The organism is Flavobacterium sp. UBA5153 (assembly GCA_002413745.1).
In the GTDB taxonomy this organism is placed as follows: domain Bacteria; phylum Bacteroidota; class Bacteroidia; order Flavobacteriales; family Flavobacteriaceae; genus Flavobacterium.
On record DHXP01000025.1, the window covers coordinates 58,096 to 73,960 of the forward strand.

The window sequence follows — 15,865 nt, forward strand, 5'->3', positions numbered from 1 at the left end:
TTATTTAGAACTATCTTTTTTCTATATGACAAAAAATATCTGTAACAACATCGTCTTTGAAACTAATCCAGTTTCAATTTTTGAATTTATGATTCCAGATTTTAAATTACGAATAACTTTTTTTGGTAAATATCCAACCTTCTTAATCTATTATGAATTTAAATCTTAGTCTACAACTGTTTTCGAGAAGTATTCCAATTTAGATTTTTTGGTTTAAGAATACATAAATTAAAATACGGTGCTTCCGGTGTTTTTCTAATCAATTAAATCCGCCTGCGATATATTGTACGGTATCTAAACCTGTTTTATTTTAAAACACCTTCTATTCCATTTGGCTGAAACCATGATGACTTGTTGGTTCATAAATCATTTGAAATAAGCGATTTTTTTATTGAAAATATAAAAAAAAATCATATTTTTTTTACACATAGAAATATATATGTTAAAAAAACAAAAATAAAAACAAAAAATTACGCTAATTCAAAGAGGCTAATATGCTTAAATACAGCTGTTTAATGAAATAAAAAGTGCTTTTTATTCAAAAAAAAATAGAATACTAAAAAACCAACAGGGTAGAGCAGGATAGTTAGTACCTCTCTTATAAATAGATTTGTTAGACTATTAATAACTAAATTTAATCTTTTTATGAAAAACAAATTTACTCTTTTGTTGATTATAACCATGTTTACTTTAATGTACACATCGGGTTATGCACAGGATAAAGTGGTAAAAGGAAAAATCACTGATCCTTCAGGATTACCTTTACCAGGGGCAAACGTAATTATTAAAGGCACACAGAGAGGAACAAGTACTGATTTTGACGGTAAGTACAGTATCTCTGCATCCACTGGGGAAACACTGGTGTTTTCCTATTTGGCCTTTAAAACTGTAGAGCAAGTTATAGGTAGCGCTAGCTCTTATAACATTGCCATGAAATCTGACAATGATCTTCTTGATGAAGTTGTAGTAATAGGTTATGGAACACAAAAGAAAAAACTGACAACAGGATCACTATCATCCATTAAAACCGACAACTTTGTTGAGAGACCTATTTCAAGACTTGATCAGGGTATGATCGGCCAGATTGCAGGGGTTAGGGTAAAACAAACAACAGGCTTACCTGGTCAACCTTTTAGTGTCGAAATTAGAGGTGCAGGATCTATTACTGCCGGAAATGAACCTTTGTATGTAGTCGACGGATTTCCTATTCATACTGAGGGATCAAATACTGTTGGTGGATTTTCGAATGGTAGTCCTCTAGACAATATGAACCCTAATGATATTGCATCTGTTGAAGTCTTAAAGGATGCAGCAGCGGCAGCTATTTATGGTTCAAGAGCTTCAAATGGAGTAGTTTTAATTACTACCAAAAGAGGTAAAACAGGAAAAGCAAAATTTACTTTTAATACCTACTCAGGTTTAAATAAGGAAGTAAAAAGAGTTGATGTTTTAAATGCCGACCAATGGATAACAAGAGCCAAAACAGTTATCGATACTCAATGGATAACTTCGGGTATACCTGGGGCTTTAGCTAGTCAAACTGTTGATGAGCGTGTAGCACTATATAATCAATACAAAACACCACTTGCTGCTGGCACGTATAATACTTCTTATATGTATGACCCAAGATGGGATATGCCTGGTCACCCAGGATTAGATTACATCAACTGGCAAGATAAAATATTCCGTCAAGGACAATTTAATAATTATCAATTATCAGCCTCTGGAGCTACTGATGCTGTTAATTATTATGTGTCTGGAAGTTACCAAAAGAATAAAGGGTATATTATTGGTACTGATTATTCTTTATTTTCCGCAAGAGCCAATATTGACATCAAATTATCGGATAATCTTAAAATAGGAATTAATATAGCGCCTTCTTACTCTATAAAAGATGACCCGGGAATTGAAGGAAAAGACAACATATTACACAAAGCACTTTCAGCAACTCCTATTTTTGAAAGCGCAGCTAATGATGCGGGAGAACAATATACCGTAAGATATAATTGGGGAAGCAGTACAACAAGTATGCTTAATTTATTAGCTAGAAAAGGAAAGAACTCTATGTACAGAAACCTTATTTCATCCTACGTGAGCTATAAAATCATTGATGGTTTAACAGCCAAGAGTACCATAAATTTTGACAATACAGACAATACAACTGAAAATTATTCTCCAAACGCTCTCTTAACAGGCATCACTGGAGCGTATAGAACTTATAGGAGACAAAACATAGTAAATGAAAATACTTTAAATTACAATAAGTCATTTAAAGACCATAATTTCACGGTACTTCTTGGCCAGTCCTTTAGTTCTTATCAAATCACAAGTTCTACTCTTAATTCGGGTAATCTCTATAGTAATTTTTCTGTAGAAACTTTGCCAGTAGGATCGACAGGTTTTACCAATTCAGAAAAAAACACTTTGCTTTCTTATTTTGGAAGAGTGCAATATGATTACAAAGAAAAATACCTGCTATCTGCCAGTATTAGACGTGATGGTTCATCAAAATTTGGATTTGAACAAAGATGGGGAGTTTTCCCTTCGGTATCATTGGGATGGAGAGTTACGCAAGAAGATTTTATGAAGAAGGTCGATTGGATTAACGATTTAAAACTTAGAGCGAGTGCAGGTATAAATGGAAGCAATAATATTGGTAATTATGCGTCAATTCCGGTACTTGGCAGTTATAATTATGCTCTAGGGGGAGCTACTGGTATAGGACAAGGAGTTTCATCAATTCCTAACTCTAAATTGCACTGGGAAGAATCAAAAAGTATCGATTTTGGGGTAGATTTTTCGCTTTTAAAAAGCAGAATTTCAGGAACATTTGAAGTTTACAGAAAAGAAAATAGTGAATTATTACTACAAGTTCCTGCGCCAGCTGCATCTGGATTTACCAGTTATCTTTCTAATATTGGAAGGGTTTTAAATCAAGGATGGGAGTTTGAATTGAACTCTGTTAATGTTTCCAGTAAAAACTTTCAATGGAAAACCTCTGCTAACATTAGCCACAACGAAAATAAAGTTTTAGCGTTAGGGCCTGGTCAAGACAAAATTGAAATTTCTTCGAGTTTTAGTGACCCATTTATGAAACTGGAAGTAGGTAAACCAATGTATACCATATTTACTGTAGTTCAAGATGGCGTTATTACACAAGCGGATATAGATAAAGGGGGTACTACTTATGGTGGAAAACCTTTAGTTTTAGGAGATCCAAGGTATATTGATCAAAATGGAGATAAAAAGATTACTACTGATGATCGTGTTGATGTTGGTAATCCTTCACCAAAATATACTTGGGGTATCACCAATACTTTTAAGTACAAAGAATTTGATTTAAATATTTTAGTTCAAGGACAAAATGGAGGTTATGTGTATGGATTAATAGGAAGAGCTATTGATCGTACGGGAATGGCCTATGCAGAAAACACTATTAATGTTGATCCTGCCGTAAGAGGAAACTGGAAAACTAATTTCGGCTTTGTAGCTAATACGGATTGGTTGTATAAATCAGATTACATAAGTATTAGAAATATAACATTGGGTTATAATCTATCTAAGGCTTTAAAATCTTTATCCAGAGTTGACAATGCAAGACTATACGTAAGCGGCGAAAACTGGTTCTATTGGGATAAATATAAAGTAGGATACAACCCGGAAGCTGTCAATACTTCGGGAAGTAGTGATGGTAGATTCCCGCTTCCTGTCGATTATGGAGGAGCCCCTTTGGCTAGATCAATAGTTTTAGGACTTAATATTAATTTTAATTAAAATAAAATGAAGAAATATATTTATTTAGCAGCAAATATTTTTATATTATTTGTTCTGGTATCTTGTGATAGTGAATTGAACCAACTTCCATTGTCTCAGGGAACTGCCGAGACTTTTTACACTACACCGAATGATTTTATTCAGGCTAGAAATGCAACCTATTCTGTCGCATTTCATGGGCTTGGTACTTATGGTTATGCCAATAGAATTTTGAATTTAAGTGAAACGAGATCCGATAATCTTTATGCGACCACCGATGCTTCAAGAGATTGGGAAGGTATCAATAATTTCGCCACTTCAATAAGCTCAAATTCTTATGTAACAGAGGCCTATATAAGTAATTATAATGCTATTTTTAAAGCGAATCAGTTATTGGAAAAATTACAAGAAAAAGGCGGTGTTTTTACGAATGCTGCCGACAAAAGTAGTATGGTAGCCGAGGCTCGTTTTCTTAGAGCATTCTGTTATTTTGACCTAATAAGATGGTTTGGCAGAGTTCCATTAATAGACAAAACATTATCCCCTCAGGAGGTTTCCACAATTGGCAGGTCACCTGTTGCAGATATTTATAAATTAATTATCTCTGACTTGGAAGCAGCAATACCAGATCTTGCTCCTTCTTATGCAGCAGCCGATTTTGGAAGAGTTACTAAATATGGTGCAAAAGGGATATTAGCATTGGTATATATGACTCGTTCCAGTCCAACTTATGGCATAGATGGAGCCACTTTAGGATTAAATGAATGGGATAAAGCGTATCAACAATTAAATGACATTAAGAGTAGTGGTTTGTATGTCTTTGGAGCAGATTATGCAACCATCTTTAAAACGGAAGGAATTACGAATAAAGAAAATGTTTTGGTTATTCCTTATACCCAAAACACCGGAAATGGTGTAGGAGGAAATTTCATGGTTGAAGTTGGATATGAGCCTTATTTTTGGTCGGTGGGTGTAACGGCAAATCAAGGATCTCTTGAAGCAAGACCAATTTCAACTGGATTTAGAGCAATGTTTAATGTAGCTGACAAAAGAGCTATATTTGGTATTGCGACCAGTTATACTGTGGCTTCAGGAACCTATAAAGGGTCTTATACGCTACCTGTTTTCAAAAAATACATTGATTTTAGTAGATATGGAAAAGATAGACAGGACTGGGGTGTAGATTTTATGGTAACGCGATATACCGATGTATTAATGATGATGGCTGAATGTACGCTACACGGAGGAGGAGGTACTCAAGCAGATGTAGATAAAATTGTGAATGATGTGAGAGGGAGAGCAGGTTTAGCTAAAGATGCCGCAAATATAACTTTACCTCAATTATTCGACGAAAGAAGAAAAGAATTCTTTTCTGAAGGGACAAGATGGTTTGACTTAATTAGATCAGGTGATGCCTTGATTATTATGAATGCTTGGAAAACTGCAGAAGATCTTTCAAAAAGTATAGGTACTATTGATAAAAACTCTTTATTGTACCCAATTCCTAGTCAAGAAATATTAGCATTACCGGGTCTATACGATCAAAACCCTGGCTATTAGTACAACCAAGCCTAATCTTTAATATCATTTTAAAAACTGCCCGAAAGTAATTTTCGGGCAGTTTTTTTATTTATAATGTTGATTTTAGCACTAAATACAATGAATAGGCAAACCGTTTTCAGGTTTCATTCTGTTCATCAACAAGAACTTTCAGCTCACATAATCAATTATTTATCCTTATACACAAATATTCGAAGAATTTGCTGACTGTCAACTATGTACAAATTAAAAGAGCTGTCCATTATGAACAGCTCTTTCCCTTTTTGAATTATAATTAACTTAGTCTAATGGCGCACCTTCCATAATTTCGGTATTGGCAAATGCTGAAAATTTCGCAAAATTAGCCTTGAATTTTTGTGCTAATTCTACCGCTTTTATATTGTATAATTTGGGATTGTCCCAGGTGTTTTCAGGATTCAATATCTCATCTGGAACATTTGGGCAAGATTGTGGTTCTGCAATTCCAAAAACGGTGTGATTTATATAATTTACATTGTCTAATTCTCCGTTTAACGCAGCAGTAATCATTGCTCGAGTGTATTTCAGTTTCATACGACTTCCTGTTCCATAAGGTCCGCCAGTCCAACCAGTGTTGATGAGCCAAACTTTTACATTGGCATCTTTCATTTTTTTGCTTAACATTTCAGCGTATTTTGTTGGATGCAAAGACATAAATGGTGCACCAAAACAAGCCGAAAAATTGGGTTGAGGTTCTGTAACTCCGGCTTCGGTTCCGGCAACTTTTGCAGTGTAACCGGAAATAAAATGATAAGCAGCTTGTCCCGGTGTCAGTTTTGAAATTGGAGGCAAAATCCCAAAAGAATCGGCTGTTAGGAAGAATATATTCTTAGGATTTTGTCCAATCGAACCCTTTTGAATATTATCTATATGATAAATCGGATAACTCACTCTAGTGTTTGGTGTTATGGAAACGTCTTCATAATCCACTTCGTTTGTTCCTTTTTTGAAAACAACATTTTCCAAAACAGCCCCTTTTTTTATGGCTCTAAAAATATCGGGTTCGTTTTCGTCAGTTAGATTAATCACTTTTGCATAGCATCCTCCTTCGAAATTGAAAACGGTATTTTCATTCGTCCAGCCGTGTTCGTCGTCTCCAATGAGTTTTCGAGCAGGATCGGCAGACAAAGTTGTTTTCCCTGTTCCTGATAATCCAAAGAAAATGGCAGTATCGCCTTCATCACCCACATTGGCACTGCAATGCATTGGCAACGTATTTTTGAAAACTGGCATAATGAAATTCAATGCCGAAAAGATTCCTTTTTTCATTTCGCCCGTATAACCAGTTCCGCCAATAAGTGCAATTTTTCTGGTGAAATCCAAGATGGCAAAATTGCCTTGGCGCGTCCCATCAACTTCTGGATTTGCCATAAAACTTGGAACACAAATCAAAGTCCATTCGGGAGTGAAATTTTCCAGTTCTTCTGTTTCGGGTCTCAAAAACATATTGAGACAAAAAAGGTTTGCCCAAGCGGTTTCGGTGACAACGCGTACATTGAGTCTGTAATTCGAATCCGCACAAACATAAGAGTCTCTTACGAAAACTTCTTTTTCGGACAGATAAGAGGTGACTTTATTATACAATTTTTCAAAAGCTTCTGGTTCGAAAGGGATATTGACATTTCCCCACCAAACTTTGTCTTCGGTAATGCTGTCTTTTACAATAAATCGATCTTGTGGCGAACGCCCCGTAAATTCGCCGGTATTAATGGCTAAAGCTCCAGTCGAATTTTCGGTTCCCTGTCCAGATTGCAAAGTTATTGCGTGTAACTCTTCGGCCGATAATTGGTAATGAATTTTTGAATTTTCGATTCCCAAATTTTTTAACGAAATCGATTTCGTATATAAGACGTAGTTGTCCATAAATTTGTAGTTGTGGGATTTAATTTATTCGGACGCAAAATTATAAATTAAATTGTGGACGGGATTTGTTTATAACAATTTTATGATTTTTTGTTAATATAATTTAATAATAATACCCCCCAAGCTAATATTAACAGCAATCCACCCAAAGGCGTTATGAATCCTATAATTTTAAAATCAAATGACGTAATGCTATTTGTCGCCAATAAATAAATGGATCCAGAAAAGAAAATCACCCCAAAAACGACCAAATAATAAATTGTTTTCTTTGTTTTTTGGGATAGTCCACTTATCGTTCCGATGAACAATAAAAAGAAGGCGTGATACATTTGGTAGCGCACTCCTGTTTCGAAAGTCGAAAGTTCTTCGATGGATAAAACTTTTTTTAAGGCGTGCGCACCAAACGCACCTAAAATGATTGCCAACATTCCGAAAATTGCTCCCGTAGAAATTATTTTTTTGTCCATTTTGTCTTTTAATTTGATGCAAAAGTATCTCTTTCTCATCAAAGAGAAAGAATTTTTAAGGATACTTTTTTGCTATTTATTTGCACTATCTTGATTTTTAATCCATTTCTATTTGTTACAAATACAACAATTACATATATTTGTGTTATATTTATATAATTATGAGAACAATTCTAATCATTGGAGCAGGAAGATCTGCTTCGTCGTTGATACAATATCTTTTAAATAAATCGGAAGAGGAAAATTTGCATCTCATTATTGGGGATTTATCATTAGAATCAGCTCAAAGCAAGACGGGTAATCATCCCAATGCCACTGCAATTGCCTTAGATGTTTTTGACAAGAATCAAAGAAAAGAGGCTATTCAAAAAGCGGATATTGTTATTTCGATGTTGCCGGCGCATCTTCATATTGAGGTTGCCAAGGATTGCATTGTTTATAAAAAACATATGGTCACGGCTTCATATGTGAGTGATGCAATGCAGGAATTGGATGCTTTGGCAAAGGAAAATAATTTGATTTTTATGAACGAGGTCGGTCTTGATCCCGGAATTGACCATATGAGCGCGATGAAGGTGATCAATGAAATCAGGGATAAAGGAGGAAAAATGCTTTTGTTCGAATCTTTTTGTGGAGGATTAGTCGCTCCAGAATCAGACACGAATCTTTGGAATTATAAATTTACTTGGGCACCTCGAAACGTGGTTCTTGCAGGACAAGGAGGCGCAGCAAAATTCCTTCAAGAAGGAACGTATAAATATATTCCGTATTGGAATTTATTTCGCAGAACCGAATTTCTGGAAGTGGAAGGTTATGGCAGATTTGAAGCCTATTCAAACAGGGATTCGTTAAAATACCTTGATATTTATGGTTTGAAAAATATCCTTACTTTATACCGAGGAACCATTCGAAGAGTGGGTTTTTCGAAAGCTTGGAATATGTTTGTGCAACTCGGAATGACTGATGATAGTTACATTATGGAGGATTCCGAGAATATGAGTTATCGTCAATTTGTAAATTCTTTCTTGCCTTATCATCCAACGGATTCTGTCGAAAGCAAAATGCGTTTGATTTTGAAAATCGATCAAGATGATATTATGTGGGATAAATTGTTGGAATTGGATTTATTTAACAGAAACAAGAAAGTAGGTTTGCAGCATGCCACTCCAGCTCAAATCCTCGAAAAAATTCTTGGCGATAGCTGGACGCTCCAACCCAAAGACAAGGATATGATTGTGATGTATCACAAATTTGGCTACGAATTGAACGGCAAAAAAGAGCAGACAGATTCCAAAATGGTTTGTCTTGGCAAAAATCAAACCTATACTGCAATGGCAAAAACAGTTGGTTTGCCTGTTGCGATGGCGACATTGCTTATCTTGAACGGAAAGATTAAAACGCCGGGAGTCCAGCTTCCCATTCGGGAAGAAGTGTATCTTCCTATTTTGAAAGAATTAGAAGAATATGGTGTTGTTTTTAATGAACAAATTGTGCCGTATTTAGGTTATAATCCTGAATAAATAAATTTACCACAAATTCGCAAATTTTATCAAGTTACTTAATTTGCGAATTTGCGGTTTAACAATCTATTAATTTACTTTGATTGTAAAGATATTGGTAAACTAAATTTCATTCTAACTTCTTTACCATCTTCTTTGCCCGGAATCCATTTTGGGGATAATTTTAATACCCGAACGGCTTCTTCGCCGGTTCCAAAACCTAAATCGCGAAGCACATTAAATTCAGAGAGGCTTCCGTCTATTTCTACCATAAATGATATATATATCTTTCCATTTCCTTTAAATTCAGTAGGAACTTTAAAGTTTTCACCAACAAATTTGTAAAATTCTTTCATCCCACCAGGAAAATCTGGGTATATCTCGTTTGCATTTGTTATTATGGAACTATTAATTGACTTTTCTGGAGACATAACTATTTCAACTGATTTAGGTCCCTTTATGTTTTTTGAATCTCCCATTAGTTGTCCTGTTTGATTATCTCTTTTATATGTAGGTGGTGGAGGTGGTGGGATATGTTTCATTTCTTCCTTTGAAAGTTCGTTGAATTTTTTCACTCCAATTCGATTGCCTTTTTCATCTTTAATTGTAAAAATTGTTTCTTCAAAATATTTTTCAATACCTGAAATTTGAGTTTGGGATTTTTCAACCTCATTATAAGTTATTACTAATTCTTTGAAATTATTAGTTTTATCCCATTTATCTGCGCAATTTTCAGTAATTATTAATTCCTTACCTCCAAATTTTTTATAAGAATCTTTCAAATTTTTATCAAAATAATCTTTTGTATAAAATTGATATTGAAACGGTTGTGGAAATTTTTTGTTTCTAGCATTTTTCTTAACTGAACTGCCTGTAAAATATACAAAATCAGAAGCGGAGTATTTACTTAATTCTGAATTTGGATAATGTTTCCCATCAATCCAAATAGCATATTTAGAAGAATTTTTAAATTCATTAAATTCATTTTTGCTAGGCGATTTCTCTATAAATGGTTTTGGAACAAAATGAATATAACTATCTTTTTCTTCTAAAGTAAGTTGTTCGTATTGCTTATCAATGATGATTTTTTTACTGCAATCTTTAAATATTATTCGTACTCCAGCATAAAATTCATCTCTCCTGTCATTTGTTGGATTTTCATTTTTGTCAGATTGATCTTTAACTAATATGTTGCTTTCTTGAGCAACAGTTTTTAAACATAAAAAGAATACTAATCCAAAAATAAATGGAATTAAAGCGATTTGTTTAAAAATCGCTTTGGTTTGGGATGTGGTTTTAGTCATCATAATTAAACGTTTTTTGGTTAAGGAATAGTTTAAATTGCTGGTTAAATAGTAAATTGGATTGTTGTTTATTTTTGAAAGCAGTAAGTTTTGATAAAACGAAACATTGTTATAAGAGACCACAACTTTCTCATCTGCTAGAAATTCGTGATTGAGTTGTATGGCTTTTTTATAAAAAATAAATATGGGATTGAACCAGAAAACAGTTTTCAAAATTTCTATAAATAACACATCAAAAGTATGTTTTTGAATAACGTGGGTTAATTCGTGAGAGAATAATTCTGCCTCAATTTTTTGATTGTTATAATCAGTTTCATTGATGAAAATGTTGTTTAAAAAAGTATGTGGAAGCACTTTTTCTTTCAGTAAAACCAATTTCGCGTTTCTATAATCAATTCTTGTATTCAATTTAATTTTGGAAGTGATTTTTAGAATATTTCTCATAAATCTGATGGAAAGCAAGACAGTAATGATTCCATAAATACTCCAAAGTATTATCGGGAAATAGTTTGTTTCTTCAACAAAATTAACACTACTTCCTTGAATGATTTGAATGGAACTATTTTGCATAATTGGCTTTGTTATTTCCTCAATAACTTCGATTGTTATAAACGGAATTACAAGCGAAAAAACAAGGCTAAACAACAAGTAAAACCTATTGAAGTTGTGCATTTTTTCTTTTTCCAATAAAAGATGATATACGGCTAAAAGAATGAATAATGGAATCGTGGATTTGATTAGAAAGTCTGTCATTTTTTCTTTTTTTGAAGTTCAACATCTATGATTTTTTTTAATTCTTCTAATTCCAATTCAGATAAATTGGTTTCTTTAGTAAAGAAAGAAGCAAATTGCGAAGCCGAATTATTGAAGAAGTTCGTTATCAATCCGTTGACGTGTTTAGAAAAATAATCCGATTTTTTTACCAAAGGATAATATTCTCTTGAGTTTCCAAATTCATTGTAAGTCACGAATTTTTTATCGATCATTCTTTTCAGCAAAGTGGCAACTGTTGTTGTTGCTGGTTTTGGCTCTGGATAGGCTTCGAGTAAGTCTTTCATAAAGGCTTTTTCGAGTTGCCAAAGATGCTCCATTAATTGTTCTTCAGAATTAGATAATGACATATGCTCTACGTTTTTAGAATTAACTCTACAAATGTAGAGTAATAAATTTAATATCCAAACTTTTCACAAAAAAATTTGTTCAATCAATTAATAATGAACTGTTTTTGAATTTGAGTTAGGTGATTGTTTTACTTTTATTACTATTGGTAAGCTATATTGCATTATACGATTCATTAATTTTTTTACCATAAATACAACTAAAACCCAAAACTTAATTTTATTTTGGAGTAGCCTTTTTTTTAGCTATTTTTACAAATGTAAAAAGCACACTTTTAACCAATCCCAAGAAATAAAATGAATATACTTATGATAAATGAATCTCCATTAATTAGCGAGCGATGTTATGCTAAAAGGAAGCCTCTTCTTTGCAAGGCATTGTATTGTGCACTTTTATTGAGTATTACGACTTTGTCGAATGCTCAATCTGTTGTGGTTACCCAAAGCAATTCGAAACAAAATACCAACTTTAAAGTTGCCGAAGACACTAAAACCTGGAAAGCCGACAATGGAAACGGAACTTTTACCAATCCACTTTTTCAGGATGAATTTTCCGATCCAGATTTGATTCGCGTTGGGGATGATTATTATCTTACGGGAACAACTATGCACGCTATGCCGGGACTACCTGTGCTGCATTCTAAAGATTTGGTCAACTGGGAATTTCTGACTTATGTGGTTGATAAATTGAATTTTAATGAGGCATATCGTTTAGAAAGCAACAAAGACATTTATGGACAGGGGATTTGGGCACCTTGTTTTCGATACCACAATGGTACTTTTTACATTTTCACAAACGTAAATGGACAAGGAACACAACTGTTTACAGCGACTAATCCGAAAGGCCCTTGGAAACACACGCAGATGAAAAAGTCCTTCCACGATTTGTCGGTACTTTTTGATGATGATGGGAAAGTCTATGTGATTTGGGGCTACCAAGAAATCAAAATGGTTGAATTGAATGATGATTTTACGGATGCGAAACCTGGAACCGAAAGAATCATTGTGCCAAAAGGCAGCGGAGCAGGAGAGGGTTCTCATTTTTATAAAATAGACGGCAAATATTATATTACCAATACCAATTATGATCCGCTTTGTTACCAAGTTTGTCTTCGTGCCGATAAACCCGAAGGTCCATATGAAGTGAATGTGATGAGTGCGGAGGAAAGTCTCGGAATTGGTACGGGTTGGAGAGTGGATAATCCTCGCAAAGGACCGCCTTTTAATTTGATTCCGCCAGTGGAAAATTATGTAGGTTGTATTCCGATGCACCAAGGTGGAATTGTGCAAACCCAAACTGGAGAATGGTGGGGTTGGTCGATGTTAGATTATAATTCGGTGGGACGTGTAACTGCACTTTCGCCAGTGACTTGGAAAAACGGTTGGCCGTATTTTGGTTTAGAAGGAAATTTAACGCGTTCGCCTAAAACTTGGGTAAAACCGAATACGGGTTTTGTTTCGAAACCAATGCCAACTTACGAGCGTTCGGATGATTTTTCGGCAAAAGAATTGAAACCGATTTGGCAATGGAACCATGTGCCGGATGATACTAAATGGTCTCTTTCTGCGAAAAAAGGATATTTAAGATTGCATTCTCTTCCGGCTACAAGTTTCTGGGATGCCCGAAACTCTTTAACACAAAGAGCTATAGGTCCTGAATCTATTGCAACAACAGAAATAGAAGTTAAAGGACTAAAAAATGGTGATATTGCCGGATTGGCGTTATTGAATGTGCCGCATGCTTGGATTGGTTTGAATAAAAAGGATGGCAAATTAGAAGTGCAGCAATTTTACCACCAAGTCAATAAAGTAGTGAGCGAAAAAGTGAATACTTCCCATTTGTGGTTGCGTGTACATTGTAATTTTGATACCGATAAAGCCCGTTTTAGTTATAGTACAGATGGAACGAACTTTAGCTTTCTTGGAGATACGATAATAATGCCTTTCTCCTTAAGAACTTTCCAAGGTGTGCGTTTTGCGTTGTTCAATTACAATACAAAAAACACGCAAGGCGGTTATGCCGATTTCACTAGTTTCACTGTTGATGAACCACGTTACAAAGGCTTGACTCAGCCTATTCCGTACAATAAAGTGATTGCGTTGACAAGTTTGGCAGATGAAACGGTATTGGTAAATTGGAATGCTTTTGTGCGTCCTATGGGAAGCAAAGATCATTTTGCCGATGGTAATGCTACTCATTTCAGGGTTTTAGATAGAGACAACGGGAGAATCGCATTGCAGTCAGTAAAAGATGGTGGTTTTGTTACCGTAAAAGGTTCAGGACTTATGGCTGAGGTTCGCATTGAAAAGGAAGAGCAAGGGGAGGCTTCGTTGTTTCAGTGGCAAGATATGGGCAGAGGTGATTTGATGTTGATGTCATTAGCCACTCATCGTTATTTATTTGCCGACCCAAATGCTCGAAGTTTATGCTCGGCAGATGCTCCAGGGACACGACCGGATAGAAAAGATGGTTCTTGTTTTGCGTGGAAGTTGGTAGCAGAATAATAGATTTTTAATTTTAGTTTTACAAAAAAATCCGTTCACTCAATTTAGAATGAACGGATTAATAATATGTTTCTTAGTGGCTTTGCGGCTTTGCGGCAAAAATTTATTTCGACAACTCCACAAAATATTTATAAAACAACGGAATCGTTTCAATTCCTTTCAGGTAATTAAAAATTCCAAAATGTTCGTTTGGCGAGTGAATGGCATCGCTGTCCAAACCAAATCCCATTAAAATTGTTTTGCTTTTTAGTTCTTTTTCAAACAAGGCAACAATAGGAATGCTTCCACCGGAACGCACCGGAATTGCTGGAACTCCAAAGGTTTCCGTGTAGGCTTTATTGGCGGCTTTGTAGCCAATGCTGTCCGTAGGAGTCACATAGCCTTGTCCGCCGTGATGCGCTTTTACCTTCGCCGTAACGCCGGCTGGAGCAATGCTGATGAAATGTTTGGTGAATAATTCGGTGATTCCTTCCCAATCTTGATTAGGAACCAAGCGCATCGAAATTTTGGCGAAAGCCTTGCTCGCAATAACCGTTTTAGCTCCTTCGCCAGTGTATCCGCCCCAAATTCCGTTGACGTCAAGTGTTGGTCTAATTGAATTTCTTTCATTAGTTGTGTATCCTTTTTCTCCATAAATGTCGTTTAAGTCCAAAGCTTTTTTGTAATCTTCCAAATTGAAAGGGGTTTTTGCCATTTCGGCTCTTTCTTCGGGAGACAATTCTTGCACTTTATCATAAAAACCAGGAATGGTAATGTGGTTGTTTTCGTCGTGAAGCGAAGCAATCATTTTTGCCAAAACATTAATAGGATTGGCAACAGCTCCACCATACAATCCGGAATGCAAATCCCGATTTGGCCCCGTAACTTCGACTTCTACATAACTCAAACCACGTAATCCGGTGGTAATAGAGGGTTGCTGGTTAGAAATCATTCCGGTGTCTGAAATTAAAATGACGTCGTTCTTCAACTTTTCTTGGTTGCGTTCCACGAACCAACTCAAGCTTTTGGAGCCAATTTCCTCTTCGCCTTCAATCATAAATTTCACGTTGCAAGGCAAAGTATTGGATTGCACCATATATTCCAATGCTTTCACGTGCATATACATTTGGCCTTTGTCGTCGCAAGAGCCACGGGCAAAAATAGCGCCTTCGGGATGAATATCGGTTTTTTTGATGACGGGTTCAAAGGGTGGTGAAGCCCATAATTCGATTGGGTCGGCTGGTTGAACGTCATAATGTCCGTAAACTAAAACGGTTGGTAAATTCTTATCGATAGTTTTTTCGCCATACACTATTGGGTTTCCCGGGGTGTCACAAATTTCTACAAAATCGCAGCCTGCTTTTTCCAGACTTGCTTTCACGGCGTTTGCAGTATTGATAATATCTTGATGGTAAGCGGCATCAGCACTTACTGAAGGGATTTTCAACAATTCGATTAATTCGTTGATAAAACGGTCTTTGTGCTGTTGAACGTATGATTTTATGGTTTCCATTATTTGTTTGTGTTTATAGTTTCAAAAGTACAAAAAAGAGACCGAATATTTTTATGTAAATTGCTTTGAAAGTTGGAAGTTATGCTTATATTTGCACTCACAATTTTGCGGGTATGGTGAAATTGGTAGACATGCCAGACTTAGGATCTGGTGCCGCAAGGCGTGTAGGTTCGAGTCCTATTACCCGCACTTTAAAAACCCATAAATCGTTTAAAATCAACGTTTTATGGGTTTTTTGTTTCTGATTTTGCCGAAATATTGCCGACAATTATTTTTATTTATAGAA

Annotated in this window: 9 protein-coding genes and 1 tRNA gene; 5 read left to right on the top strand and 5 right to left on the bottom strand. The window is 35.3% G+C overall.

Translation table 11 applies throughout. The features are described from left to right. Positions 1-645: 645 nt before the first annotated feature. The gene (locus tag B2145_RS05440) at positions 646-3,774 is read left to right on the top strand and encodes a SusC/RagA family TonB-linked outer membrane protein (protein WP_291099332.1); all 3,129 of its coding nucleotides are present in this window, start codon (positions 646-648) and stop codon (positions 3,772-3,774) included. 6 nt (positions 3,775-3,780) lie between these two features. Beyond that, positions 3,781-5,313, top strand: a complete 1,533-nt coding sequence (locus B2145_RS05445) for a RagB/SusD family nutrient uptake outer membrane protein (protein WP_291099334.1) — start codon at positions 3,781-3,783, stop codon at positions 5,311-5,313. Between the two features lie 279 nt (positions 5,314-5,592). Here the strand turns inward: B2145_RS05445 and pckA are convergent, their stop codons facing one another. Both pckA and B2145_RS05455 read right to left on the bottom strand, forming a co-directional pair. Further along, a complete protein-coding gene (gene pckA / locus B2145_RS05450; protein ID WP_291099336.1) occupies positions 5,593-7,194 on the bottom strand; it encodes a phosphoenolpyruvate carboxykinase (ATP) in 1,602 nt (533 codons plus the stop codon). A gap of 80 nt (positions 7,195-7,274) precedes the next feature. Next, positions 7,275-7,661: a DUF423 domain-containing protein gene (locus B2145_RS05455; RefSeq protein WP_291099339.1), complete on the bottom strand. Its 387-nt coding sequence runs from the start codon at positions 7,659-7,661 to the stop codon at positions 7,275-7,277. Positions 7,662-7,822: 161 nt separating this feature from the next. Between B2145_RS05455 and B2145_RS05460 the strand changes: the two genes are divergently transcribed. Next, positions 7,823-9,181: a saccharopine dehydrogenase family protein gene (locus B2145_RS05460; RefSeq protein WP_291099342.1), complete on the top strand. Its 1,359-nt coding sequence runs from the start codon at positions 7,823-7,825 to the stop codon at positions 9,179-9,181. A 74-nt stretch (positions 9,182-9,255) separates the two neighbouring features. Here B2145_RS05460 and B2145_RS05465 read toward each other — a convergent pair whose 3' ends face one another. After that, complete coding sequence (locus B2145_RS05465; RefSeq protein WP_291099345.1) at positions 9,256-11,217, bottom strand: M56 family metallopeptidase; 1,962 nt, start codon at positions 11,215-11,217, stop codon at positions 9,256-9,258. After that, complete coding sequence (locus B2145_RS05470; protein ID WP_291099348.1) at positions 11,214-11,585, bottom strand: BlaI/MecI/CopY family transcriptional regulator; 372 nt, start codon at positions 11,583-11,585, stop codon at positions 11,214-11,216. The genes B2145_RS05465 and B2145_RS05470 overlap by 4 nt, the downstream gene beginning before the upstream one ends. Before the next feature lie 306 nt (positions 11,586-11,891). Between B2145_RS05470 and B2145_RS05475 the strand changes: the two genes are divergently transcribed. Further along, on the top strand, positions 11,892-14,087 hold the full coding sequence (locus tag B2145_RS05475) for a glycoside hydrolase 43 family protein (RefSeq protein WP_291099351.1): 2,196 nt from the start codon (positions 11,892-11,894) through the stop codon (positions 14,085-14,087). 103 nt (positions 14,088-14,190) lie between these two features. On the opposite strand, the gene B2145_RS05480 is transcribed toward B2145_RS05475, so the two are convergent. Next, positions 14,191-15,579 carry a dipeptidase gene (locus B2145_RS05480; protein WP_291099354.1) on the bottom strand — a complete coding sequence of 463 codons (1,389 nt, stop codon included), beginning with the start codon at positions 15,577-15,579 and terminating at the stop codon, positions 14,191-14,193. A gap of 107 nt (positions 15,580-15,686) precedes the next feature. Between B2145_RS05480 and B2145_RS05485 the strand changes: the two genes are divergently transcribed. After that, positions 15,687-15,768: transfer RNA gene (locus B2145_RS05485), tRNA-Leu, on the top strand. The last annotated feature ends 97 nt before the right edge of the window (positions 15,769-15,865 follow it).